Genomic DNA, 23,278 nt, shown 5'->3' on the forward strand with positions numbered 1-23,278 from the left:
GGCGTCGGGCTTTGCTCGGCGCCGAGGATCGGAACAGGAAAACGACGTGGTGGTCGTATCCGAGGCTGTCGCGGCGTCGGGCTTTGCTCGGCGCCGAGGATCGGAACTCCTTGTTCGCCTCGCGGTAGGCGCGCTGCCTCGGCGGCGTCGGGCTTTGCTCGGCGCCGAGGATCGGAACCTGGGCACCAGCCTGTCCTCGGAACTGCAGACGTTGGGCGGCGTCGGGCTTTGCTCGGCGCCGAGGATCGGAACTGGGGATCGACGCTGATAAATGGTCGGCCGATCCTGGCGGCGTCGGGCTTTGCTCGGCGCCGCGGATCGGAACATCGCAGACCGCATCGAAGCTGGGACTAAGACTGTAGGCGGCGTCGGGCTTTGCTCGGCGCCGAGGATCGGAACGTCAACCCAGAGCAATGGTGCGACTTTCACACAGTCGGCGGCGTCGGGCTTTGCTCGGCGCCGAGGATCGGAACGTGATCGCCAGCAGCGTGAACGGTAGGCCGTTGACGGGCGGCGTCGGGCTTTGCTCGGCGCCGAGGATCGGAACGTGGAGTTGTGCGCCGGCAAGAGCGGGTCCGCCGAGGATCGGAGCCTGAGACCGTCTATCGTGTATCACGTCGGTCGTGGCGCCAAGGTTTGCCCGACGTCGCGGTCGCCTAACCGGCGCACAATCAAGATCAGTAGCATCTACCTACATCGTCTGATCTGACGCGCACCCCGCGAGCCGACCGGCGCGCCGCTGCCGCGTCGGTGCGCTCCGTTAGCCTGCCAAGGTGAGTTCAGCAGAAGCCGGCCCCGCCCCGCCCGAGGTCCGGCGGCAATGGCGCGAACTGGCCGACGAGGTGCGCGAACACCAGTTCCGCTACTACGTGCGCGACGCCCCAGTCATCTCCGACGCGGAGTTCGACCAGCTGCTGCTGCGGCTCACTTCGCTCGAGGAGCGGTATCCCGAGCTGCGCACCCCCGATTCGCCCACCCAGCTGGTCGGCGGCGCCGGCTTCGCCACCGACTTCGCCTCCGCCGAGCACCTGGAGCGCATGCTCAGCCTGGACAACGTGTTCAGCACCGACGAGTTCGACGCGTGGGCCGCCCGCATCCACGCCGAGGCCGGCACCGACGTGGACTTCCTGTGCGAGCTCAAGATCGACGGGGTGGCGCTGTCGCTGGTCTACCGCGAGGGCCGGCTGGTGCGGGCGGCGACCCGCGGTGACGGGCGGGTCGGCGAGGACGTCACGCTCAACGCGCGCACCATCGACGACGTCCCCGAACGGCTCAGGGCCGGCCCGAATCACCCGGTACCCGAGGTGCTCGAGGTGCGCGGTGAGGTGTTCTTCCGGCTCGCCGACTTCGAGGCCCTCAACGCCAGCCTCGTCGAGGAGGGCAAGACGCCGTTCGCCAACCCGCGCAACAGCGCCGCGGGCTCGCTGCGGCAGAAGGACCCCGCGGTCACCGCCCGCCGCAGGCTCCGGATGATCTGCCACGGCGTCGGGCACACCGAGGGCTTCCGGCCCGCGACCCTGCACGACGCGTACCTGGCGCTGGGCGCCTGGGGCCTGCCCGTCTCCGACCACACCACCCGGGTGGACGGCGTCGCCGGCGTGCACGAGCGGATCCGCTACTGGGGCGAGCACCGCCACGACGTCGACCACGAGATCGACGGCGTCGTCGTCAAGCTCGACGACGTGGCGCTGCAGCGCAGGCTGGGCTCCACGTCCCGGGCGCCGCGCTGGGCGATCGCCTATAAGTACCCGCCGCAGGAGGTGCAGACCAAGCTTCTGGACATCCGCGTCAACGTCGGCCGGACCGGGCGGGTGACGCCGTTCGCCTTCATGACACCGGTCAAGGTCGCGGGGTCGACGGTGGGGCTGGCGACCCTGCACAACGCCGCCGAGGTCAGGCGCAAGGGCGTGCTGATCGGCGACACCGTGGTGATCCGCAAGGCCGGCGACGTGATCCCGGAGGTGCTCGGCCCGGTCGTCGACCTGCGCGACGGCTCCGAACGCGAGTTCGTCATGCCCACCCACTGCCCCGAGTGCGGCACCGAGCTGGCCCCCGAGAAGGAGGGCGACGCCGACATCCGCTGCCCCAATGCCCGGTCCTGCCCGGCGCAGCTGCGGGAGCGGGTGTTCCACGTCGCCGGCCGCGGCGCCCTCGACATCGAGGGACTGGGCTACGAGGCGGCCGCCGCGCTGCTGAAGGCCGGGGTGATCGCCGACGAGGGCGACCTGTTCACCCTGACCGAGGCCGACCTGCTGCGCACCGAGCTGTTCCGGACGAAGGCCGCAACGCTGTCGGCCAACGGCGCGCGGCTGCTGGCCAACCTCGGGGAGGCCAAGGCCGCGCCGCTGTGGCGGGTGCTGGTGGCGCTGTCGATCCGGCACGTGGGGCCCACGGCCGCCCGCGCCCTGGCCACCGAGTTCGGCGACCTGCAGGCGGTCGAGTCGGCGTCCACCGAGCAGCTGGCCGCGGTCGAGGGCGTGGGCCCCACGATCGCCGCGGCGGTCACCGAGTGGTTCACCGTGGACTGGCACCGCACGATCGTGCAGAAGTGGCGGGCCGCGGGCGTGCGCATGGCCGACGAGCGCGACACGAGCGTGCCGCGCACCTGCGAGGGCCTGACGATCGTGGTCACCGGCTCGCTGACCGCCTTCTCCCGCGACGAGGCCAAGGAGGCGATCGTGGCGCGCGGCGGCAAGGCCGCCGGTTCGGTGTCGAAGAAGACCGATTTCGTCGTCGCCGGCGACTCGCCCGGTTCCAAATACGACAAGGCCGTCGAGCTGGGGGTCCCGATCCTCGACGAGGACGGCTTCCGCCGGTTGCTCGAGCAGGGGCCCCCGGACGGGGAAACCCCCGAATAGTTCCCCGCGGCCGGTTGCGCGCCCGCGTGTGAGGGTACTCACACGCCAATTGGTGGGCTGTTGGATTGGGGGACACCGATGACCGCTGTCGAGGTTCAGCACGACGGATACCCGGCGTACCGCCGCAAGGTTCGGTTCGACTGGGCGGACACCCCGCTGCACTGGGTGCCCGACGACCCGTTCTCCACGCACGTGATGAACGTGCTGCACCTGCTGTTGCCGGCCGGCGAGCGCTGGTTCATCCAGGTCGTCAACGAGGCCGAGCCAATGGTCGACGACCCCGAACTGCGGGCCGCGATCAAGCCGTTCATTCAGCAGGAGGCCTGGCACGCCTGGGCGCACCAGATGGTGCTCGACCACCTGGCCGACCAGGGGATCGACACCGCGCCCTACACCGACAAGCTGCAGAAGTGGCTGTCGGCCCTCGGCGACCAGCACGAGAAGTGGCCCAAGGCGTTGCAGCGCTGGTGGCTGTACCGGCGGCTGGCCGACGTCGCCGCGCTCGAGCACTTCACCGCGGTGCTCGGGCAGTGGGTCATCCAGAACCGCGGCCTCGACTATGCCGGCACCGACCCGACGATGCTGGACCTGCTGCGCTGGCACGGGGCCGAGGAGATCGAGCACCGCTCCCTGGTCTACGACGTCTACCAGAACGTGTGCGGCAGCTACCCGCTGCGCGCGTTGTCGATGCTGCTGACCATGCCGCAGTTCGTGTTCTGGTGGCTGGCCGGGGTGCGCTACCTGATGGCCAACGACCCCACCACCGATGCCAAGCCGCGCTGGCGCGACTGGCTGCGCGCCGCGCGCCAATACCGGGTGCCGGGGCCGTGGAAGCTCACCGTGACCGTGCCGCTGCGGTACCTGAGGCCCAGCCACCACCCGAGCACCGAGGCGTCCACGCAGATGGCGATGGAGTATCTGGAGCACTCGCCGGCGGCCCGGGCCGCCGCGGGAGGCGAGGGCTAGCGCGGCGCCGAATCGGCGGCACCGAACCTCAGTAGGATGACGGGCGACTACATGACCGTCCCGCGCGGTAGGGCGGACGGGACGCTCGTAGCTCGTTGACCGATGCCGATGAACGGCGCTCACCCGATCCTTTCGAGGGGTTCTCCGATGCACGTTGCGCTTTTCACCGATCTCCACCCCGACAGCCTCGGCGGGACACAGGTATCGGTGGCCACCCAGCGCCGCGCGCTCGAGCAGTGCGGGCACCGGGTCACGGTCTTCACCGCGCCGCTGCCCCATGCGGTCGACCCCGATCCGGGGGTGGTCGAACTGCGCGCGGTGCCGGTCCTCGATCCGCTGATCCGCCGCCTGGGCAGGCACGAGGACTTCGTCTTCGTCTGGCCCTCGAAGGCGAACGCCGCGATCATCGACGAGGCGTTCCGCACCCGCGGGCCCGTCGACGTCGTGCACACCCAGGGTGATCTGGGGGTGGCGATCGCGGGCGCCGAAGCCGCGCGCCGGCAGGCCATCCCGGTCGTCCAGACCAAGCACACGCGCTTCGACGTCTACTTCGAGCAAGCCACCCCGGCGCCGCTGTTCCTGGCGATCCTGATCAGCCAGATGCAGAAGCGGCACCTGTCCCGCGACTTCCGCCTGACCCCCCGCAAGGAGAGCGCGGCGTCGCGGCTGGCGTGGCGCTTCATGGTGGCGCACGCGCAAGCCGTGGACCACGAGATCACACCGACCCGGCATTTCGCGCAGTCCCTGGCGAGGCGGGGGGTCAGCCGGCCGATCTCGGTCATCTCCAACGGCGTCGACGACGAGATCGTCGACCGCGCCCGGGCGGCGCGGGTCGCGGGCCCGTCGGCCGGCGAGCCGCTGCGCCTCGTGTGGTGCGGCCGGCTGTCGTCGGAGAAACGGGCGCTCGAGGCGATCGAGGCCGTCGCCCGGGTCGAGGGCTGCACGCTCGACATCTACGGTGAGGGTCACCTCGAGGCGGCGATGCGCAAGACCGTCGACGCTGCCGGGCTGTCCGGACGCATCCGCCTGCACGGCCGGGTGGGTCGCGAAGAGTGCCTGGTGGCGATGAGGTCGGGCGATGCGCTGCTGTTCACCTCCTACGACTTCGACACCCAGGGGGTGGTGCTGCTGGAAGCGGTCGCCATGTCGCTGCCGGTGATCTACTGCGACCCCGCGCTGGGTGAAACGGTCCCCGACGGCGGCGGGATTCTGGCCGTCGACCCGTCCCCGGCCGCGCTGTCGGCGGCGATCCGGGTGCTCGTCGAGGACCGCGACAAGCTGGGGGAGATGACCGGCATCGTCACCGCCCACCGCGACACCGGCCGTCAGTCGCTGCAGACCGAGAAGATCATCGCCATCTACGACAGCCTGGTGAACCGCGTGCCCGCATAACCGGGCTCAGCGCAGCATGGTGGCCACGATCCCCGCGAGGTAGCCCAGCCGGGCCACCTCCGACGGGCGGAAGTCGGGGCCGGGGCGGCCCAGCACCACCGCGGTGTGCGGGTCGCCCAGCGGCGCCGCGACCATCGTGGTGTCCATGTCGCGCCACGCCTGCGGCACCCAGTCCCCGGTGTTGTCCAGCGTGACCGCCTGCTCGATCGGCAGCCAGGGGGCCGAATCGGCCTTGGTCTCCGGAGCGCCCGAGCTGCCGGCCAGGCGGTGCACCTTGCCCTGCGCGCTGTGCAGGACCGTGCACCAGCTCACCCGCAGCACCCTGGGCGCCTCGTTCGCCAGCACCTGCAGCTTGGAGCCCTTGCCGGCCGCCGCCGCGACACGGTCGAGAAGTTCGAGCTCCCGGTGCGCCTCCAGCCGCCCGGTGTGCGGGCGGACGCTGTCCACCCGGACACCGGACAGCGACTCGGCGGCCGTGATCAACGTGTCGGGCATCGCCCCGGCCGGCAGTTCAATGACCAGGTCGTCGATCGCATAACCGGCGGCGCGCTCGACCACGTCGAGCGACAGGATGTCGGCGCCCACCGAACCGAGCGCCACGGCCAGCGACCCGAGGCTGCCCGGGCGGTCGGCCAGCTCGATGCGCAACAGATACGACGGCACGGCCAACACTGTCGCACAGGGATGTGTCGGGAGCGTTTCGGCCGTCCCGGATCGGCCGGCTACACGCTCGCGGCCGGAGCCCGGCTGGGTCTGATGGCCCGGCTCCTCAGCGGCGCCTGCGGCGCCGCATCGTCGCCGGGCTAGGTCTGATGGCCCGGCTCCTCAGCGGCGCCTGCGGCGCCGCATCGTCGCCGGGCTAGGTCTGATGGCCCGGCTCCTCAGCGGCGCCTGCGGCGCCGCATCGTCGCCGGGCTAGGCTTTTCGCTCGTGTCCCAGATCTCTCGCGACGAGGTCGCGCACCTGGCCCGGCTGTCCCGGCTGGCGCTGACCGATACCGAGCTGGATAGCTTCGCCGGCCAACTCGACGCCATCCTCAACCACGTCAGCCAGGTCCAGGCGGTCGACGTCAGCGGCGTGGAGGCGACCGACAACCCGCTCAAGGACGTCAACGTGATGCGCCCGGACGAGAAGGCGCCCTGCCTGACCCAGCAGGAGGCGCTCGCCTCGGCGCCCGAGGCCGTCGACGGCCGCTTCGCCGTCCCGCAGATTCTCGGGGACGCCGAGTGAGCGAGATCATCCGTCTGGACGCCGCCACGCTGGCCGCCAAGATCGCCGCCAGGGAGCTGACGTCGGCCGAGGTGACGCAGGCGTGCCTGGACCAGATCGCGGCCACCGACGACCGGTACCACGCCTTCCTGCACGTGGCGGCCGACGAGGCGCTGTCGGCGGCGGCGGCCGTCGACATGCAGATTGCCGACGCGGTGGCCGCCGGCGAGCGGCTGCCCTCGGCGCTGGCCGGTGTCCCGCTGGCGCTCAAGGACGTGTTCACCGCGGTCGACATGCCCACCACCTGCGGCTCCAAGATCCTGGAAGGCTGGCGTTCCCCCTACGACGCCACCGTCACGCTGCGGCTGCGCGCGGCCGGCATCCCGATCCTGGGCAAGACCAACATGGACGAGTTCGCGATGGGCTCCTCGACCGAGAACTCCGCCTACGGCCCCACCCGCAACCCGTGGAACGTCGAGCGGGTGCCGGGCGGCTCCGGCGGCGGCAGCGCGGCGGCCCTGGCCGCCTTACAGGCGCCGCTGGCCATCGGCTCGGACACCGGCGGCTCCATCCGCCAGCCCGCCGCGCTGACCGCGACCGTCGGCGTCAAGCCCACCTACGGCACGGTGTCCCGCTACGGGCTGGTGGCCTGCGCGTCGTCGCTGGACCAGGGCGGCCCCTGCGCGCGCACCGTGCTCGACACCGCGCTGCTGCACCAGGTCATCGCCGGGCACGACAGCCGCGACTCCACCTCCGTGGCCGCCGAGATCCCCGACGTCGTCGGCGCCGCCAGGGCCGGCGCGGCGGGCGACCTGCGGGGCGTGCGCGTCGGGGTGGTCAGGCAACTGCGCGGCGAGGGCTACCAGCCGGGGGTGCTCGCGTCGTTCCAGGCCGCCGTCGACCAGCTGACGGAGCTGGGCGCCGAGGTGAGCGAGGTCGACTGCCCCCACTTCGACTACGCCCTGGCCGCCTACTACCTGATCCTGCCGTCGGAGGTGTCGAGCAACCTGGCGCGCTTCGACGCGATGCGCTACGGCCTGCGGGTTGGCGACGACGGCAGCCACAGCGCCGAGGAGGTGATGGCGCTGACCCGCGCCGCCGGTTTCGGCCCGGAGGTCAAGCGGCGCATCATGATCGGCACCTACGCGCTGTCGGCCGGGTATTACGACGCCTACTACAACCAGGCGCAGAAGGTGCGCACGCTGATCGCCCGCGACCTGGATGCGGCCTACGAATCCGTCGACGTCGTGGTGTCTCCGGCCACGCCGACCACCGCCTTCCCGCTCGGCGAGAAGGTCGACGACCCGCTGGCGATGTACCTGTTCGACCTGTGCACGCTGCCGCTGAACCTGGCCGGGCACTGCGGCATGTCGGTGCCCTCGGGGCTGTCGCCCGACGACGGCCTGCCGGTCGGCCTGCAGATCATGGCACCCGCCCTGGCCGACGACCGCCTGTACCGGGTGGGCGCCGCCTACGAGGCCGCCCGCGGCCCGCTGCCGCCCGCCATCTAAGCGCTCGCGCCGCCCGCCCGTCACCGGGCAAGATGAGGGCATGCGGATCGGAGTTCTCACCGGCGGTGGCGACTGCCCCGGGCTCAACGCCGTCATCCGGGCGGTGGTGCGCACCTGCGACGCCCGGTACGGCTCCTCGGTGGTCGGGTTCCAGGACGGGTGGCGCGGCCTGCTGGAGAACCGGCGCATCCAGCTGCAGAACGACGACCGCAACGACCGGCTGCTGGCCAAGGGCGGGACGATACTGGGCACCGCCCGCGTGCACCCCGACAAGCTGCGGGCGGGACTGGACCAGATCAAACAGACCCTCGACGACAACGGCATCGACGTGCTGATCCCCATCGGCGGCGAGGGCACCCTGACGGCCGCGCACTGGCTGTCGGAGGAGAACGTCCCCGTGGTCGGTGTGCCCAAGACCATCGACAACGACATCGACTGCACCGACGTCACTTTCGGGCACGACACCGCCCTGACCGTGGCCACCGAGGCCATCGACCGCCTGCACAGCACCGCCGAATCCCACCAGCGGGTGATGCTGGTCGAGGTGATGGGCAGGCACGCGGGCTGGATCGCGCTGAACGCCGGGCTGGCGTCCGGCGCGCACATGACGCTGATCCCCGAGCAGCCCTTCGACATCGAGGAGGTGTGCCGGCTGGTCAAACGCCGCTTCCAGCGCGGGGATTCGCACTTCATCTGCGTGGTGGCCGAAGGCGCCAAGCCGGTCGCCGGTTCGATCGCGTTGCGGGAGGGCGGGATCGACGAATTCGGGCACGAGCGTTTCACCGGTGTGGCCGCGCAGCTGGCCGTCGAGGTGGAGAAGCGGATCAACAAGGACGTCCGGGTGACGGTGCTGGGCCACGTGCAGCGGGGCGGCACCCCGACGGCCTACGACCGGGTGCTGGCCACCCGGTTCGGTGTCAACGCCGCCGACGCCGCGCACGCGGGCGAGTACGGCCAGATGGTGTCGCTGCGCGGGCAGGACATCGGGCGGGTGGCGCTGGCCGACGCGGTGCGCCAACTCAAGCTCGTGCCCGCCAGCCGCTACGACGACGCGGCGGCCTTCTTCGGCTGAGGCCGCCCGGTTCGGCAAACGCCCGGTGGCGCCGGCCTGACGATCTCCTGAATTCGCCGTGAGATCGGGCTGTTCTCGCCGCTCGCGCGTGCCGTCGCGGTTTCCCCATCGGCCGCGAGCGGTTATACCGGAGCTATGAGCAACCGCGGTTCGATTCGCGGAGTCGTTCAGCAGCCCGCCGGTGGGGCGGGGCCACCGGTCCCGCCGCACCGCCCGTCGGTCCCGCCCCGCCCGCGCGCCGCGCCCTCCCCGGCGTCGGCGACCGTCCCGCAGCCCTACCGTGGGGCCCGCGGCGCGCCCCGACCGTCCGGTGTGCCGACCCCGGCGCGTCCGGCCGCGCCGGCGTTCCGCCGCGAGTGGGTGGCGGGCGGGGCGTCGCTCGACGTCCTCGACGAACGCGACGCCGAGACCCCACCGGGGTTCGGCTGGCGGCGCCTGGTGCGGCGCGTCACCGGAATCGACCTCGGGCGGGGCAAACGCGCGGCGTACGAAGACGGGCTGCGCGAACGCATCCGGACGCCGGTCGGCGGCGCATTCGCCATCGCCGTCCTCAACCTCAAGGGCGGCGTCGGCAAGACCTCGGTGGTCGAGGCGCTCGGCTCCGCCTTCGCCCGCGTGCGCGACGACCACGTCGTCGCCGTCGACCTCGACGCCGGCAACCTCGCCGAGCGACACGGCCGCCGCAACGCCCTGAGCATGGCGGAACTGCTCTCCGGCAGCGCGGTCACCCGGTATCCGGACGTCCGCGCCCACACCTACATGAACAGTGTGGGGCTGGAAGCACTCGGCCCGCCGGACCCCGCGCGCACCGATTGGCGGCTCGGGCGCGCCGACGTCGTCACGGCCTTTTCGATCCTGCGCAAGCACTATTCGGTGGTGCTGGTGGACTGCGTCAAGTCCCTCAATTCGCCGGTGATGGACGCCGTGCTGCCCGAGTCGCGGGCGCTGGTGGTGGTGACCGGGGTGTCCATCGATGCGATACGCAAGACGAAGACCACGCTGGACTGGTTGGGCAACAACGGATATCGGCGATTGCTGAAATCGACCGTGCTCGCGATCAACCACGTCGCGAACGCCAGGGTGAACGACGCGGCGGTCAAGGAACTCGACGAGTTGTCGGCCCGGGTCGCCGCCGTGGTGGTGCTGCCGTTCGACCGGCATGTGCAGCAGGGTAAAGCGATCGCGCTGGACCGCCTCAGCGCGCAGAGCAGGCGCAGCTACCTGGAGTTGGCGGCCACGCTGGCCGACATGTTCCCCGGCGGGGGGACGGAGCGCGTGGCCCCGCAGCGCCACTAGGATCGACGCATGACCGTTGCTGCCGGCGCCGAACTGCTGGATTACGACGACGTCGTCGCGCGCTTCGACCCGGTGCTCGGGCTCGAGGTGCACGTCGAGCTGTCCACCGCGACCAAGATGTTCTGCGGCTGCGCCACCGCCTTCGGCGCCGAACCCAACACTCAGGTGTGCCCGGTCTGCCTGGGCCTGCCCGGCTCGCTGCCGGTGCTCAACCGCGCCGCGGTGGAATCGGCGATCCGGATCGGGCTGGCCCTGAACTGTGACATCGTGCCCTGGTGTCGCTTCGCCCGGAAGAACTACTTCTACCCGGACATGCCGAAGAACTACCAGATCTCGCAGTACGACGAGCCGATCGCCGTCAACGGCTACCTCGAAGCGCCGCTGGAAGACGGCACCACCTGGCGGGTGGAGATCGAGCGCGCGCACATGGAGGAGGACACCGGAAAGCTGACCCACCTGGGCAGCGAGACCGGGCGCATCCACGGGGCGACGACGTCGCTGATCGACTACAACCGGGCCGGCGTGCCGCTGATCGAGATCGTCACCAAGCCGATCGTGGGGGCTGGGGCGCGGGCGCCCCAGATCGCCCGGGCTTACGTCACGGCGTTGCGAGACCTGTTGCGCGCGTTGGACGTTTCCGACGTGCGGATGGACCAGGGCTCGATGCGCTGCGACGCCAACGTGTCGCTGAAGCCGACCGGGGCGGCCGAGTTCGGCACCCGCACCGAAACCAAGAACGTCAACTCGCTGCGCAGCGTCGAGGTCGCCGTGCGCTACGAAATGCAGCGCCAGGGCGCGGTTCTGACCTCCGGCGGCCGAATCACCCAGGAAACCCGGCACTTTCACGAGGCGGGGTACACCAGCCCGGGCCGCGTCAAGGAGACCGCCGAGGACTACCGCTATTTCCCCGAGCCCGATCTGGAGCCCGTGGCGCCCAGCCGTGAGCTGGTCGAGCAGCTGCGGCAAACCATTCCCGAGCTGCCGTGGTTGAGCCGCAAGCGGATTCAGCAGGAGTGGGGTGTGTCCGACGAGGTGATGCGCGACCTCGTCAACGCCGGAGCCGTCGAATTGGTCATGGCGACCGTCGAGCACGGCGCGTCCAGCGAGTCCGCGCGCGCGTGGTGGGGCAACTTCCTGGTGCAGAAGGCAAACGAGGCCGGCGTGTCCCTCGACGAGCTCGCCGTCACGCCGGCCCAGGTCGCCGCCGTGGTGGCGCTGGTCGACGAGGGCAAGCTGTCCAACAAGCTGGCCCGCCAGGTCGTGGAGGGGGTGCTGGCCGGCGAAGGCGAACCCGAGCAGGTGATGACCGACCGGGGTCTGGTGCTGGTCCGCGACGACTCGGTGACGCAGGCCGCCGTCGACGAGGCTCTGGCCGCCAATCCCGATGTGGCCGAGAAGATTCGCGGTGGCAAGGTGGCCGCGGCGGGCGCCATCGTCGGTGCGGTCATGAAGGCCACCCGCGGACAGGCCGACGCGGCGCGGGTGCGCGAACTCGTCCTGGCCGCCTGCGGGCAGGGGTAACGGCCCGGCGGGCGCCGTGGCGCGAACGATCACCGGAAAAGCCTGGCCAACACCCGTCGCGCGGATCCATGATGTTCACGTGGTGGATGAATCGTTCGAAGATCTCATGGCGATGCTGGACTATCCGGTGTTCGTGGTGACGACCCACGACGTCGGCCAGCCCTCGGGGTGTCTGGTCAGCTTCGCCAACCAGGCCAGCGTCGACCCGCCGGGATTCCTGGTCGGCATCGCCAGGAAAAGCCACGGCTTCGAAGCCGCGAGCCGTTCGGAGCACCTGGCCGTGCACGTCCTGTCGCGGCAGCACCGTGGGATCGCCGAACTGTTCGGCGACCAAACCCGTTCGCAGTTCAACGTTTTCGATCGCTGCGCGTGGCGCGCCGGCCCTCAGGGGATGCCGATCCTCGACGTCGCGATCGCCTGGTTCGTCGGCAGGACGGTGGGCCGGCAGGAAGTCGGCGACCACCTGATGTGCTTGCTGGCGCCCGTCGCGACCTGGGCCCCCGACACCGGAGAGGAACCGCTGTACCTCTCCGACCTCGACGAGGCCGCCCCCGGGCAGGAGACCTCGCACCGGCTTTTCGACGGGGCACCGACCGACGCGACCCGCCGGTACGGCGTCAGGTTCACACTCGGCGGGCTGTGACCGCGCTACGTCTTGTCGTCGTTGCTGCGCGGGAAGCCGCCGCCCTGCGGGAACAGCGGGAAGACGACGTCGTCGAGCTTCTCGGCATCCCCGGCGGTCCTGTTGACCGTCGCGCCCCACACGTTGCCGTCGGGTGACATCTTCAGGGCCCAGGCGTGGGCGTGGGTGTCCTTGCGCACCACGTCGGGTTCGCCGGTGACCGCCCCCGTCTTGGGGTCGAGCCGGACGGCCTCCGTCAGCTTGGGGTTGATCAGGTTGATCAGCACGGTGCCGTCCATCGCCGCGCAGCCGGCCACCCCGGGCTTGTCCGGCCACGTCCACACCGTGGAGACCTCCGAGGTCTTGGTGATGCGCTGCAGGCGGTCCTCGGTGGGGGTGCGGTCGGCGACGTAGAGCGAACCGTCGACGGGGTCGATGCACAGGCCGCCGCCCGAGCCGATGCCCGACAGCGCCGTCGTCGGCGGCGCCTGGCCGATGGTGGTCGGCTGCTCGATGCGCAGCACCTTGCCGGCCAGCGAATTGGGGTCGGCGGCCATCGCCGGGTTGCCCGCGTCGCCGGTCAGCACGACCAGGGTGGTGGGGCTGGTGAAGACCAGCGCCCCCATGTTCCCGATCGCGCCCTTGGGGATGCCGGTCAGGATGTCCTTGGGGATGTCGCCGTCGGCGATGCGGATCACCCGGTTGTCGGTGGGCGTGCTGATGTAGGCGTACATCAGGCGGTCCTGGCTGTAGGTCGGCGACAGCACGATGTCCATCAGGCCGCCGTCCCCGGACGGGTCGACCGGGATCACCGTCTTCACCTTCGGTTCGGCGCTGACCGAGATCTCCTTGACCGCGCCGGTGAGGCGCTCGGCGACCAACGCGGTCTTGCTGTCCATGCCCATGATCAGGCCGCTGGTGCTGCCCAGGCAGCCCTGCATCACCCCCGGGGCCGGGCACTCCTTGGGGAACGGCGTGGGCGGCAGCGGCGGCGGCGGGGGCGGCGTGGAGCTGGGCTGGGGCTTGAGTTCGGGGTTGGTGGTGAAGGGCTGGGACTGGTCGTCGTTGAACCGTGCGCAGCCGCTCGACACCAGCACCGCCGCGGAAAGCGCGGCGAGCCCGCCCCGAACCCAGCGTCCTGAACGCCGTAGTCGCATGACCGACAGGCTACGGACCCGGCCGCGGCCGCCGCCACACGCCCGCGCCCGACGGCCGCCGCGGGCGCACAAATCGGGCGATTCGGGGCCGACACGGACCGTTTCGGCGGTAAAAGCGCCGATTGCCTGGCGAAAGGGCCGCTCAAATCCCCAATTCAGGCATAAATGCCCTTACCCTGACACGCGTGACCAGTCAATCGCATGACGCACCGTGGCAGCGGCCGGACCAGTCCCCGGAGCCGACCCCGGGGCGCCCCGCCTCGGCACGCTTGGTCGACCCCGAAGACGACCTGACGCCGGTCGGGTATCCGGGTGACTTCGGAACCACCACCGTCATCCCCTACGCCGACCCCAACCAGACGGGTGGTCACGGCGCCCCGGCCTACAACCTGCTCGACAACCAGGAGCCGTTGCCCTACGTCCAGCCCCAGGCGCCGGCCCGGCCCGCCGCCGTCGAACCCGCCCACATCGATGCCGACGAGGACGACGAGCGCGAGCACGCGGTGGGCCGGCGCGGCACCCAGCACCTGGGCCTGCTGATCCTGCGCGTCGGCCTCGGGGTGGTGCTGGGCGCCCACGGACTGCAGAAGCTGTTCGGCTGGTGGGGCGGCTCGGGCGTCACGGCGTTCAGGAACTCGCTGTCCGATGTCGGCTACCAGCACGCGGACATCCTGGCCTACGTCAGCGCCGGCGGCGAGGTCGTCGCGGGGGTGCTGCTGGTGCTGGGGTTGTTCACCCCGATCGCCGCGGCGGGCGCGCTCGCCTTCCTGATCAACGGCCTGCTGGCCACCGTGTCGGCGCGGCCGCATGCCCACACCCTCTCCTACTTCCTGCCCGACGGGCACGAGTACCAGATCACGCTGATCGTGATGGCCGCGGCGGTGATCCTGTGCGGACCGGGCCGCTACGGCCTCGACGCCGGACGGGGCTGGGCGCATCGGCCCTTCATCGGTTCGTTCGTCGCCCTGCTGGCCGGCATCGCCGCCGGCGTTGGGGTGTGGGTGCTGCTCAACGGCGTCAACCCGATCGCCTGAAACCCCTACTGATAGGGGTTGGGCACCCGCCCGGAACTGGCCTCGGTCAGTTTGGGCAGCGTCGCGAAGTCGACCGCGGGCAGGCGCAGTTCGGCGCCGCTCTCGAGGCGGGCGCGGGCCCACGACCCCCGGTGGAAGCGCAGCCCGTCGATCTCCTCCCATCGCACCGTCCGGCTGCCCAGCAGCGTCCGGACGGTGACGCCCCGGTCGTCGGCCACGGTCCGCAGCCGCACGATCAGCGCCGACAGCAGCACCGGGATGGCCAGCAACGGCGCCGACGGCGGCCAGGCCAGCACCGGGATCAGCAACCCGAGGGCGAAGAATCCCACGGCCAGGTGCGCGATCGGCGAAATCCGGATCACCACGGGGGTCTGGGACGACGATGCAGTAGCCACCCCCGCATCATCCCACCGCGGCTGTGCGGGCGGCCCCGTTGCGGGTGTGAAGGCCCCGGATTTGACGGCTGAGCAGTGCGAAGGCTACCGTCGGACGTTATGGATAACGCCGGAAAGCCCGGGATGCTCGTAGTAATCGGTCGGCGCGTTGGGGCCTGACCAGCTTTTCGGCATTTGAAGCGATCCAGCACCAACGCGCAACCCTCGTGCAGCAGCTGAGCTGACGGGGGTTTTTTCTTGCCCACAGCGAGACCCCCACAGCGAGACCCCCAGAGTGAATAAGGACCAAACGACAGTGAGCGCTCCCACCAGGCCGCACACCCCGCAGCCACCCAGCGCGGCCGACATCGCCTCGGACGCGGTCAAGCCAGCCGCGAAGCCCCCCGCCGTCGGATCGAAAGGTGTTGCGCCGCAGCAACTCACCGGCGCTCAGTCGGTGATCCGGTCGCTGGAGGAACTCGGCGTCGAGGTCATCTTCGGAATTCCCGGCGGCGCCGTGCTTCCCGTCTACGACCCGCTGTTCGACTCCAAGAAGCTGCGCCACGTGCTGGTGCGCCACGAGCAGGGCGCCGGGCACGCCGCCAGCGGCTACGCGCATGCCACCGGCAAGGTCGGGGTGTGCATGGCGACCTCGGGCCCGGGCGCGACCAACCTGGTGACCCCGCTGGCCGACGCGCAGATGGACTCGATCCCCGTGGTCGCGATCACCGGGCAGGTCGGGCGCTCGCTGATCGGGACCGACGCCTTCCAGGAGGCCGACATCTCGGGCATCACGATGCCGATCACCAAGCACAACTTCCTGGTCCGCGCCGGCGACGACATTCCCCGGGTGATCGCCGAGGCGTTCCACATCGCCGCCACCGGGCGCCCCGGCGCGGTGCTCGTCGACATCCCCAAGGACGTGCTGCAGGGCCAGTGCACGTTCAGCTGGCCGCCGCGCCTGGACCTGCCCGGCTACAAGCCCAACACCAAACCGCACAACCGGCAGATCCGCGAGGCCGCCAAGCTGATCGCGGCCGCCCGCAAGCCGGTGCTCTACGTCGGCGGCGGCGTCATCCGCGGCGAGGCGACCGAGCAGCTGCGCGAGCTGGCGGAGCTGACCGGCATCCCGGTCGTCACCACGCTGATGGCGCGCGGCGCGTTCCCGGACAGCCACCGCCAGCACCTGGGCATGCCGGGCATGCACGGCACGGTCGCGGCGGTGGCGGGGCTGCAGCGCAGCGACCTGCTGATCGCGCTGGGCACCCGGTTCGACGACCGGGTCACCGGCAAGCTGGACACCTTCGCGCCGGAGGCCAAGGTCATCCACGCCGACATCGACCCGGCCGAGATCGGCAAGAACCGCCACGCCGACGTGCCGATCGTCGGCGACGTCAAGGCGGTCATCACCGAGCTGATCGCGATGCTGCGCCACCACGGCGTCGCCGGCAAGATCGACATGACCGACTGGTGGGCGTATCTGGACGACGTCAAGTCGACCTACCCGCTGAGCTACGGCCCGCAGAGCGACGGCAGCCTGAGCCCGGAGCTCGTGATCGAGAAGCTGGGCGAGATCGCCGGTCCCGACGCGGTGTACGTCGCCGGCGTCGGCCAGCACCAGATGTGGGCGGCGCAGTTCATCTCGTATGAGAAGCCGCGCACCTGGCTCAACTCCGGGGGGCTGGGCACCATGGGGTTCGCCGTCCCGGCGGCCATGGGCGCCAAGATCGCCCGCCCCGACGCCGAGGTCTGGGCGATCGACGGCGACGGCTGCTTCCAGATGACCAACCAGGAGCTGGCCACCTGCGCGATCGAGGGCGTGCCGATCAAGGTGGCGCTGATCAACAACGGCAACCTGGGCATGGTGCGCCAGTGGCAGACCCTTTTCTACGAGGAGCGGTACTCGCAGACCGACCTGGCCACCCATTCGCATCGCATCCCGGACTTCGTCAAGCTGGCCGAGGCGCTGGGCTGTGTCGGATTCCGTTGCGAGCGTGCCGAAGACGTGGCGGACGTCATCGCCCGGGCGCGCGAGATCAACGACCGCCCGGTGGTGATCGACTTCATCGTCGGCGCCGACGCCCAGGTGTGGCCGATGGTGGCCGCCGGCACCAGCAACGACGAGATCCAGGCGGCCCGCGGCATCCGGCCGCTGTTCGACGACGAAAGCGAAGGCCACGCCTGATGAACCTCACCTCACACACGTTGTCGGTGCTGGTGGAAGACAAACCCGGCGTGCTCGCCCGGATCGCGGCGCTGTTCTCCCGGCGCGGGTTCAACATCGAGTCGCTGGCCGTCGGCCCGGCCGAGCAGAAGGACATGTCGCGGATGACGATCGTGGTCTCCGCCGAGGAGACCCCGCTCGAGCAGGTGACCAAGCAGCTCAACAAGCTGATCAACGTCATCAAGATCGTCGAGCTCGACGACGACAATTCGGTGTCGCGCGAGCTGGCGCTGATCAAGGTGCAGGTCGACGCCGGCACCCGCAGCCAGGTGATCGAAGCGGTGAACCTGTTCCGCGCCAAGGTGATCGACGTCTCACCGGAGGCGCTGACCATCGAGGCCACCGGCAACCGCGGCAAGATCGAGGCGCTGCTGCGGGTGCTGGAGCCGTTCGGTGTCCGCGAGATCGTCCAGTCCGGAGTGGTGGCGTTGTCGCGCGGTCCGCGCGGCATGGGCACCAAGTAGATTTCAGCTGTTGCGAACGAGAAGGAGATAGGGAACGTGCCATCCGAGGCATTGGAGATGTTCTACGACGACGATGCGGATCTGTCGATCATCCAGGGCCGCAAGGTCGGTGTGATCGGCTACGGCAGCCAGGGGCACGCCCACGCGCTGAGCCTGCGTGACTCCGGCGTGCAGGTGAAGGTGGGCCTCAAGGAGGGGTCGAAGTCCCGGGCGAAGGTCTCCGAGCAGGGCCTGGAGGTCGACACCCCCGCCGAGGTCGCCAAGTGGGCCGACGTGATCATGCTGCTCGCGCCCGACACCGCCCAGGCCGAGATCTTCAAGAACGACATCGAACCCAACCTGAAAGACGGCGACGCGCTGTTCTTCGGGCACGGGCTCAACATCCACTTCGGGCTGATCAAGCCCCCGGCCCAGGTCACCATCGCGATGGTCGCCCCGAAGGGCCCCGGTCACCTGGTGCGCCGGCAGTTCGTCGACGGCAAGGGCGTGCCGTGCCTGATCGCCGTCGACCAGGATCCCACCGGAAAGGGCCAGGCGCTGGCGCTGTCCTACGCCAAGGGCATCGGCGGCACCCGCGCCGGCGTCATCAAGACCACCTTCAAAGACGAGACCGAAACCGACCTCTTCGGTGAGCAGGCCGTGTTGTGTGGCGGCACAGAGGAATTGGTGAAGACCGGCTTCGACGTGATGGTGGAGGCGGGCTACCCGCCGGAGATGGCGTACTTCGAGGTGCTGCACGAGCTCAAGCTGATCGTCGACCTCATGTACGAGGGCGGCATCGCCCGGATGAACTACTCGGTGTCCGACACCGCCGAGTTCGGCGGGTACCTGTCGGGCCCGCGCGTCATCGACGCCGGCACCAAGGAGCGGATGCGCGAGATCCTGCGCGACATCCAGGACGGCAGCTTCGTCAAGAAGCTGGTCGCCAACGTCGAGGGCGGCAACAAGGAGCTCGAGGAGCTGCGCAAGCAGAACGCCGAGCACCCCATCGAGGTCACCGGCAAGAAGCTGCGCGACCTGATGAGCTGGGTCGACCGCCCGATCACCGAGACGGCTTAGCCCCCGGGCTGGTGCGCCGACGCGAGCCGCCCCGCGACCGCCACCACCCGGCGGGCCAGGTGGTCGAGGGCGTTCGCGGCGGTGTCGCCGATGTCGTCGATGTTGTCGTGGGTGGAGACCAGGCTCGCGCCGTAGGGGTTGCCGTCGACGAACTTGGACGGATCGGTGTATCCCGGCGGCACGATGATGCCGCCGAAATGCATCAGCGTGAGGTAGAGGGTGACCAGCGTGGTCTCCTGCCCGCCGTGCAGGGTGTTCGACGACGTGAAGGCCGCATACACCTTGTCGGCGAGCTTGCCCTGGGACCACAGCCCGCCCAGCGAGTCGAGGAAGGCGCGCAATTGCGCTGCGGGGGAGCCGAAGCGGGTCGGTGAACCGAAGATCACCGCGTCGGCCCAGACGATGTCGTCGCCGGTGGCCGCGGGAAGGTCCTTGGTCGCTTCGTAGTTCGCGGTCCAGGCGGGGTTGTGGGCAAACGATTGCGGGTCCTGGGTCTCGACGACGTGTCGCACCCGGACCTCGGCGCCCGCGGCCTCGGCCGCGGCGGCGACGCGCCGGGCCATCGTGGTGCCGTGCCCGGTGGCCGAGTAGTAGATGACTGCGAGTCTGGTCACCGCGACAGCTTAGGCGCGAGGGTGGTCCCGGCGACAGATCGTCGCGAAAGGTATTGGCGCCGCGGGCAAGCCATTCGGTGCGGGCGTCGCGCGCGACGATGCGCCGACCGTCCGCCACCGGCGGAAACCGCAGCCGATAGGCTGGCCGCGTGAATCTGCCTGTTGTATTGATCGCCGACAAGCTCGCCCAGTCAACCGTCGCCGCGCTCGGAGACCAGGTCGAGGTGCGCTGGGTGGACGGCCCCGACCGGGAGAAGCTGTTGGCCGCGGTGGGTGAGGCCGACGCGCTGCTGGTGCGCTCGGCCACCACCGTCGACGCCGAGGTGCTGGCGGCGGCCCCCAAGCTCAAGATCGTGGCCCGCGCCGGGGTGGGGCTGGACAACGTCGACGTCGACGCCGCCACCGAGCGCGGGGTGCTGGTGGTCAACGCCCCGACGTCCAACATCCACAGCGCCGCCGAGCACGCCATGGCCCTGCTGCTGGCCGCGGCCCGCCAGATCCCGGCCGCCGACGCCTCCCTGCGCGCCCACACCTGGAAACGGTCGTCGTTCTCCGGCACCGAGATCCTCGGCAAGACCGCCGGCATCGTCGGGCTGGGCCGCATCGGGCAACTGGTCGCCCAACGGCTCGCGGCCTTCGGCGCGCACCTGGTCGCCTACGACCCCTACGTGTCGGCGGCCCGCGCCGCACAACTCGGCATCGAACTGCTGTCGCTGGACGACCTGCTGGCCCGCGCCGACTTCATCTCGGTGCACCTGCCCAAGACGCCCGAGACGGCGGGGCTGATCGGCAAGGAGGCCCTGGCCAAGACCAAGCCGGGTGTCATCATCGTCAACGCCGCGCGCGGCGGCCTCGTGGACGAGGCCGCGCTCGCCGAGGCCATCAGCAGCGGCCACGTCCGCGGCGCCGGGCTCGACGTCTTCGCCAAGGAGCCGTGCACCGAGAGCCCGCTGTTCGAGCTGCCGCAGGTGGTGGTGACGCCGCACCTGGGCGCGTCCACGGCCGAGGCCCAGGACCGGGCCGGCACCGACGTCGCGGCGAGCGTCAAGCTGGCGCTGGCCGGGGAGTTCGTCCCCGACGCGGTCAACGTCGGCGGCGGCGCGGTCAACGAGGAGGTCGCGCCCTGGCTGGACCTGGTGCGCAAGCTGGGGGTGCTGGCCGCCGCCCTGTCCAGCGGTCTGCCGGCGTCGGTGTCGGTGCAGGTGCGCGGCGAGCTGGCCGCCGAAGACGTGGACGTGCTGCGGCTTTCGGCGCTGCGCGGGTTGTTCTCGGCGGTCATCGAGGACACCGTGACGTTCGTCAACGCGCCCGCGCTGGCCGAGGAACGCGGCGTGACCGCCGAGATCACGAAGGCCTCGGAGAGCCCCAACCACCGCAGCCTCGTCGACGTGCGCGCGGTCGGCCCGGACGGCTCGACCGTCAACGTGGCCGGCACGCTGTCGGGCCCGCTGCTGACCGAGAAGATCGTGCAGATCAACGGCCGCAACTTCGACCTGCGCGCCGAGGGCACCAACCTGGTGATCAACTACGTCGACCAGCCCGGGGCGCTGGGCAAGATCGGCACCCTGCTGGGGGGCGCCGGGGTGAACATCCAGGCCGCGCAGCTCTCCGAGGACGCCGAGGGCCCGGGAGCGACCATCCTGCTGCGGCTGGACCGGGACGTCCCCGCGGAGGTGCGTTCGGCGATCGCGGCCGCCGTGACCGCCAACAAACTCGAAGTGGTCGACCTGTCGTGAGGCGCGCATGAAGCTGGCCGTCATCGCCGGCGACGGGATCGGTCCCGAGGTGGTGGCCGAGGCGGTCAAGGTCCTCGACGCGGTCCTGCCCGGCGTCCAGAAGACCGACTACGACCTGGGTGCCCGGCGCTATCACGCCACCGGCGAACTGCTGCCGGAATCGGTGCTGGCCGAACTGCGCCAGCACGACGCCATCCTGCTCGGGGCGATCGGCGACCCGTCGGTGCCCAGCGGCGTGCTGGAGCGGGGACTGTTGCTGCGCATGCGCTTCGAGCTGGACCACCACGTCAACCTGCGCCCGGCTCGGCTCCTTCCGGGCGTGAGCAGCCCGCTCGCCGGAAACCCGCAGATCGATTTCGTGGTGGTGCGCGAGGGAACCGAGGGGCCCTACACCGGCACCGGCGGCGCGATCCGCGCCGGAACGCCCCACGAGGTGGCCACCGAGGTGAGCCTGAACACCGCGTTCGGGGTGCGGCGCGTCGTGGTCGACGCGTTCGAACGCGCCCGGCGGCGGCGCAAGCACCTCACGCTGGTGCACAAGACCAACGTGCTGACGTTCGCCGGCAAGTTGTGGTCGCGGATGGTGGCCGAGGTCGGCGAGGAGTATCCCGACGTGGAGGTGGCCTACCAACACGTCGACGCCGCCACGATCTTCCTGGTCACCGATCCGTCGCGCTTCGACGTGATCGTCACCGACAACCTGTTCGGCGACATCATCACCGACCTGGCCGCGGCGGTGTGCGGTGGAATCGGGCTGGCGGCCAGTGGGAACATCGACGCGACCCGCGCCAACCCGTCGATGTTCGAGCCCGTGCACGGCAGCGCGCCGGATATCGCCGGGCGGGGAGTCGCGGACCCGACCGCGGCGATCATGTCGGTGGCGCTGCTCCTCGCCCATCTGGGCGAGGAGGACGCCGCCGTCAGAGTCGACCGGGCTGTCGCGGCCTATCTGTCGACTCGCGGGAACGAACGGCTCGCCACCGGCGAAGTCGGCGCACGGATTGCCGCCGGGCTCTAGCCTGCAGTCCCGGCGGGAGCAGGCGCGCCGGCACCAACGGCACCGCCAGCAAGGGGAACAGCCCGCACAGGCCCCAGGCGACCGGATACTTCGACGCCGTGATCAGCGCACCGAACATCGGCGGCGCGGCGGCCGCCATCAGCCGCTGCGTGGTGTTCTGGATGCCCAGCGCACGCCCGCTCCAGAACGGCCCGGCGAACTCGGTGATCGCGGTCGCCTCCAGCCCGTTGTCGAGCACCGCGAGCACCGAGATGGCGATCATGAGCGGCACCTGGTAGGCCGAGTTCAGGTGATCGGCCCACGCCAGCAGGAAGAGGGTCACGGCGGCCGCGCCGGCGATGATGCGAACCGGCCGCATCCGTGAGCCGATCCGGTCCGACCAGCGGCCCACCATGATGCGGCCCCCGGCGCCCAGGAGTTGCGAGACGGTGACCATGGCGCCGGCGCCCGCGATCGACCAGTGCAGGTTGTTGATCAGCCACACCAGCATGAACGTCACGGTGACCGTCTGCGGCATCATCAGCAGACCGGCCACCGCGTGGATGCGCGGCAGCATGAGCGATCCCCGGTAGGGGCTGGCCAGTTCCTGATCGGTGGCCGCCTGCCGGGGTTTTCGCGGCGGGTCGACGATCCCGATGGCCGCGGCCACCGCCGCCATCGTGCACGCGAAGGCCGGAAACATCAGGCCCGATCGCGGGCCGTGTTCGGCGAGCTCGGGAATCACCATCGCGCCCAGGGCGATTCCCAGCGGCTGAGCGGTCTGGCGGATGCCCATGGCCAGGCCGCGCTGGTGGGGCGGGAACCACGCGGACACCAGCCGTCCGCCGGCGCTGTTGCAGCTCGCGGCGGCCATGCCGCCCAGGAACAGGTACATGCCGGTCAGGAACAGCGAGTGGACCGATGCCGCGGAATACGCCGCCAGCGCGGTCAGGGCGGAACCCGCGGTCAGCACGACGCGCTCGCCGACGCGGTCCAGCACGTAACCCCAGAGCACCAGGGTGACGACCATGCCCCAGCTGGGCATCGACGACAGCAGACTGGCCTCGGTCAGCGGGATCCCGCGGGCAAACTGCAGCGAGGGGATCAGAAAGGCGACGCCGTTGATGAACAGGAACGAACTCGCCGTCACCCCCAGCGAAACGGCCATGATC

20 protein-coding genes and 1 CRISPR repeat array (1 of these 21 only partly in view) are annotated in these 23,278 nt (G+C 70.6%); of the genes, 15 read left to right on the top strand and 5 right to left on the bottom strand.

Annotation, left to right across the window (positions count from 1 at the left end):
* A CRISPR array of direct repeats spans window positions 1-547; the repeat unit is 37 nt; unit sequence GCGGCGTCGGGCTTTGCTCGGCGCCGAGGATCGGAAC; it begins 1,380 nt to the left of the window's first position.
* A gap of 226 nt (window positions 548-773) precedes the next feature.
* The 3 genes from ligA to ACJ512_RS08725 all read left to right on the top strand — a co-directional run bounded on the left by ligA (window position 774) and on the right by ACJ512_RS08725 (window position 5,216).
* Window positions 774-2,858 carry an NAD-dependent DNA ligase LigA gene (gene ligA / locus ACJ512_RS08715; RefSeq protein ID WP_407685635.1) on the top strand — a complete coding sequence of 695 codons (2,085 nt, stop codon included), beginning with the start codon at window positions 774-776 and terminating at the stop codon, window positions 2,856-2,858.
* A 78-nt stretch (window positions 2,859-2,936) separates the two neighbouring features.
* Window positions 2,937-3,824: a metal-dependent hydrolase gene (locus ACJ512_RS08720; protein WP_407685636.1), complete on the top strand. Its 888-nt coding sequence runs from the start codon at window positions 2,937-2,939 to the stop codon at window positions 3,822-3,824.
* Window positions 3,825-3,971: 147 nt separating this feature from the next.
* On the top strand, window positions 3,972-5,216 hold the full coding sequence (locus ACJ512_RS08725; RefSeq protein ID WP_407685637.1) for a glycosyltransferase: 1,245 nt from the start codon (window positions 3,972-3,974) through the stop codon (window positions 5,214-5,216).
* A gap of 6 nt (window positions 5,217-5,222) precedes the next feature.
* On the opposite strand, the gene ACJ512_RS08730 is transcribed toward ACJ512_RS08725, so the two are convergent.
* Window positions 5,223-5,879 (bottom strand): ACT domain-containing protein, encoded by a 657-nt coding sequence (locus ACJ512_RS08730; RefSeq protein ID WP_407685638.1) that lies wholly within the window; start codon window positions 5,877-5,879, stop codon window positions 5,223-5,225.
* A 267-nt stretch (window positions 5,880-6,146) separates the two neighbouring features.
* On the opposite strand from ACJ512_RS08730, the gene gatC reads away from it, so the two are divergent.
* The 6 genes from gatC to ACJ512_RS08760 all read left to right on the top strand — a co-directional run bounded on the left by gatC (window position 6,147) and on the right by ACJ512_RS08760 (window position 12,468).
* A complete protein-coding gene (gene gatC / locus ACJ512_RS08735) occupies window positions 6,147-6,446 on the top strand; it encodes an Asp-tRNA(Asn)/Glu-tRNA(Gln) amidotransferase subunit GatC (RefSeq protein ID WP_407685639.1) in 300 nt (99 codons plus the stop codon).
* On the top strand, window positions 6,443-7,936 hold the full coding sequence (gene gatA, locus ACJ512_RS08740; protein WP_407685640.1) for an Asp-tRNA(Asn)/Glu-tRNA(Gln) amidotransferase subunit GatA: 1,494 nt from the start codon (window positions 6,443-6,445) through the stop codon (window positions 7,934-7,936). Before gatC ends, gatA begins: the two co-directional genes overlap by 4 nt.
* Window positions 7,937-7,976: 40 nt before the next feature.
* Window positions 7,977-9,008: an ATP-dependent 6-phosphofructokinase gene (locus ACJ512_RS08745; RefSeq protein WP_407685641.1), complete on the top strand. Its 1,032-nt coding sequence runs from the start codon at window positions 7,977-7,979 to the stop codon at window positions 9,006-9,008.
* Window positions 9,009-9,143: 135 nt separating this feature from the next.
* A complete protein-coding gene (locus tag ACJ512_RS08750; RefSeq protein WP_407685642.1) occupies window positions 9,144-10,304 on the top strand; it encodes a MinD/ParA family ATP-binding protein in 1,161 nt (386 codons plus the stop codon).
* Between the two features lie 9 nt (window positions 10,305-10,313).
* Window positions 10,314-11,825, top strand: a complete 1,512-nt coding sequence (gene gatB / locus ACJ512_RS08755) for an Asp-tRNA(Asn)/Glu-tRNA(Gln) amidotransferase subunit GatB (protein WP_407685643.1) — start codon at window positions 10,314-10,316, stop codon at window positions 11,823-11,825.
* A 79-nt stretch (window positions 11,826-11,904) separates the two neighbouring features.
* A complete protein-coding gene (locus ACJ512_RS08760) occupies window positions 11,905-12,468 on the top strand; it encodes a flavin reductase family protein (protein WP_407685644.1) in 564 nt (187 codons plus the stop codon).
* Between the two features lie 5 nt (window positions 12,469-12,473).
* On the opposite strand, the gene ACJ512_RS08765 is transcribed toward ACJ512_RS08760, so the two are convergent.
* On the bottom strand, window positions 12,474-13,604 hold the full coding sequence (locus tag ACJ512_RS08765; RefSeq protein ID WP_407685645.1) for a PQQ-dependent sugar dehydrogenase: 1,131 nt from the start codon (window positions 13,602-13,604) through the stop codon (window positions 12,474-12,476).
* A gap of 185 nt (window positions 13,605-13,789) precedes the next feature.
* On the opposite strand from ACJ512_RS08765, the gene ACJ512_RS08770 reads away from it, so the two are divergent.
* On the top strand, window positions 13,790-14,638 hold the full coding sequence (locus ACJ512_RS08770) for a DoxX family membrane protein (protein ID WP_407685646.1): 849 nt from the start codon (window positions 13,790-13,792) through the stop codon (window positions 14,636-14,638).
* 5 nt (window positions 14,639-14,643) lie between these two features.
* On the opposite strand, the gene ACJ512_RS08775 is transcribed toward ACJ512_RS08770, so the two are convergent.
* Window positions 14,644-15,003 (bottom strand): PH domain-containing protein, encoded by a 360-nt coding sequence (locus ACJ512_RS08775; RefSeq protein ID WP_407685678.1) that lies wholly within the window; start codon window positions 15,001-15,003, stop codon window positions 14,644-14,646.
* A gap of 325 nt (window positions 15,004-15,328) precedes the next feature.
* Between ACJ512_RS08775 and ACJ512_RS08780 the strand changes: the two genes are divergently transcribed.
* Genes ACJ512_RS08780 through ilvC form a run of 3 tightly spaced genes read left to right on the top strand, consistent with a single transcriptional unit; the run spans window position 15,329 to window position 18,759 of the window.
* Window positions 15,329-17,197, top strand: coding sequence for an acetolactate synthase large subunit (locus ACJ512_RS08780; RefSeq protein WP_407685647.1), 1,869 nt, complete (start codon window positions 15,329-15,331; stop codon window positions 17,195-17,197).
* Entirely contained in the window at window positions 17,197-17,700 is a 504-nt protein-coding gene (gene ilvN, locus ACJ512_RS08785) for an acetolactate synthase small subunit (RefSeq protein WP_407685648.1), read from the top strand. The genes ACJ512_RS08780 and ilvN overlap by 1 nt, the downstream gene beginning before the upstream one ends.
* Window positions 17,701-17,757: 57 nt before the next feature.
* Window positions 17,758-18,759 (top strand): ketol-acid reductoisomerase, encoded by a 1,002-nt coding sequence (gene ilvC, locus ACJ512_RS08790; protein ID WP_407685679.1) that lies wholly within the window; start codon window positions 17,758-17,760, stop codon window positions 18,757-18,759.
* Here ilvC and wrbA read toward each other — a convergent pair.
* On the bottom strand, window positions 18,756-19,373 hold the full coding sequence (wrbA, locus tag ACJ512_RS08795) for an NAD(P)H:quinone oxidoreductase (protein WP_407685649.1): 618 nt from the start codon (window positions 19,371-19,373) through the stop codon (window positions 18,756-18,758). The two genes, ilvC and wrbA, sit on opposite strands and share 4 nt — an antisense overlap.
* Window positions 19,374-19,522: 149 nt before the next feature.
* Between wrbA and serA the strand changes: the two genes are divergently transcribed.
* Complete coding sequence (gene serA, locus ACJ512_RS08800; protein WP_407685650.1) at window positions 19,523-21,109, top strand: phosphoglycerate dehydrogenase; 1,587 nt, start codon at window positions 19,523-19,525, stop codon at window positions 21,107-21,109.
* 7 nt (window positions 21,110-21,116) lie between these two features.
* Window positions 21,117-22,127: a 3-isopropylmalate dehydrogenase gene (locus ACJ512_RS08805; protein WP_407685651.1), complete on the top strand. Its 1,011-nt coding sequence runs from the start codon at window positions 21,117-21,119 to the stop codon at window positions 22,125-22,127.
* On the opposite strand, the gene ACJ512_RS08810 is transcribed toward ACJ512_RS08805, so the two are convergent.
* Window positions 22,030-23,274 carry an MFS transporter gene (locus tag ACJ512_RS08810; RefSeq protein WP_407685652.1) on the bottom strand — a complete coding sequence of 415 codons (1,245 nt, stop codon included), beginning with the start codon at window positions 23,272-23,274 and terminating at the stop codon, window positions 22,030-22,032. The genes ACJ512_RS08805 and ACJ512_RS08810 overlap by 98 nt on opposite strands.
* Window positions 23,275-23,278 lie beyond the last annotated feature (4 nt).

The organism is Mycobacterium cajalii (assembly GCF_045809005.2).
Classification (GTDB): Bacteria; Actinomycetota; Actinomycetes; order Mycobacteriales; family Mycobacteriaceae; genus Mycobacterium.

Coding starts and splice junctions, on each gene's coding strand:
- ACJ512_RS08720 (WP_407685636.1), top strand. CDS start 2,937: ATGACCGCTGTCGAGGTTCAGCACGACGGATACCCGGCGTACCGCCGC.
- ACJ512_RS08725 (WP_407685637.1), top strand. CDS start 3,972: ATGCACGTTGCGCTTTTCACCGATCTCCACCCCGACAGCCTCGGCGGG.
- ACJ512_RS08745 (WP_407685641.1), top strand. CDS start 7,977: ATGCGGATCGGAGTTCTCACCGGCGGTGGCGACTGCCCCGGGCTCAAC.
- ACJ512_RS08750 (WP_407685642.1), top strand. CDS start 9,144: ATGAGCAACCGCGGTTCGATTCGCGGAGTCGTTCAGCAGCCCGCCGGT.
- gatB (WP_407685643.1), top strand. CDS start 10,314: ATGACCGTTGCTGCCGGCGCCGAACTGCTGGATTACGACGACGTCGTC.
- ACJ512_RS08765 (WP_407685645.1), bottom strand. CDS start 13,604: ATGCGACTACGGCGTTCAGGACGCTGGGTTCGGGGCGGGCTCGCCGCG.
- ilvN (WP_407685648.1), top strand. CDS start 17,197: ATGAACCTCACCTCACACACGTTGTCGGTGCTGGTGGAAGACAAACCC.
- ilvC (WP_407685679.1), top strand. CDS start 17,758: ATGTTCTACGACGACGATGCGGATCTGTCGATCATCCAGGGCCGCAAG.
- ACJ512_RS08805 (WP_407685651.1), top strand. CDS start 21,117: ATGAAGCTGGCCGTCATCGCCGGCGACGGGATCGGTCCCGAGGTGGTG.
- ACJ512_RS08810 (WP_407685652.1), bottom strand. CDS start 23,274: ATGGCCGTTTCGCTGGGGGTGACGGCGAGTTCGTTCCTGTTCATCAAC.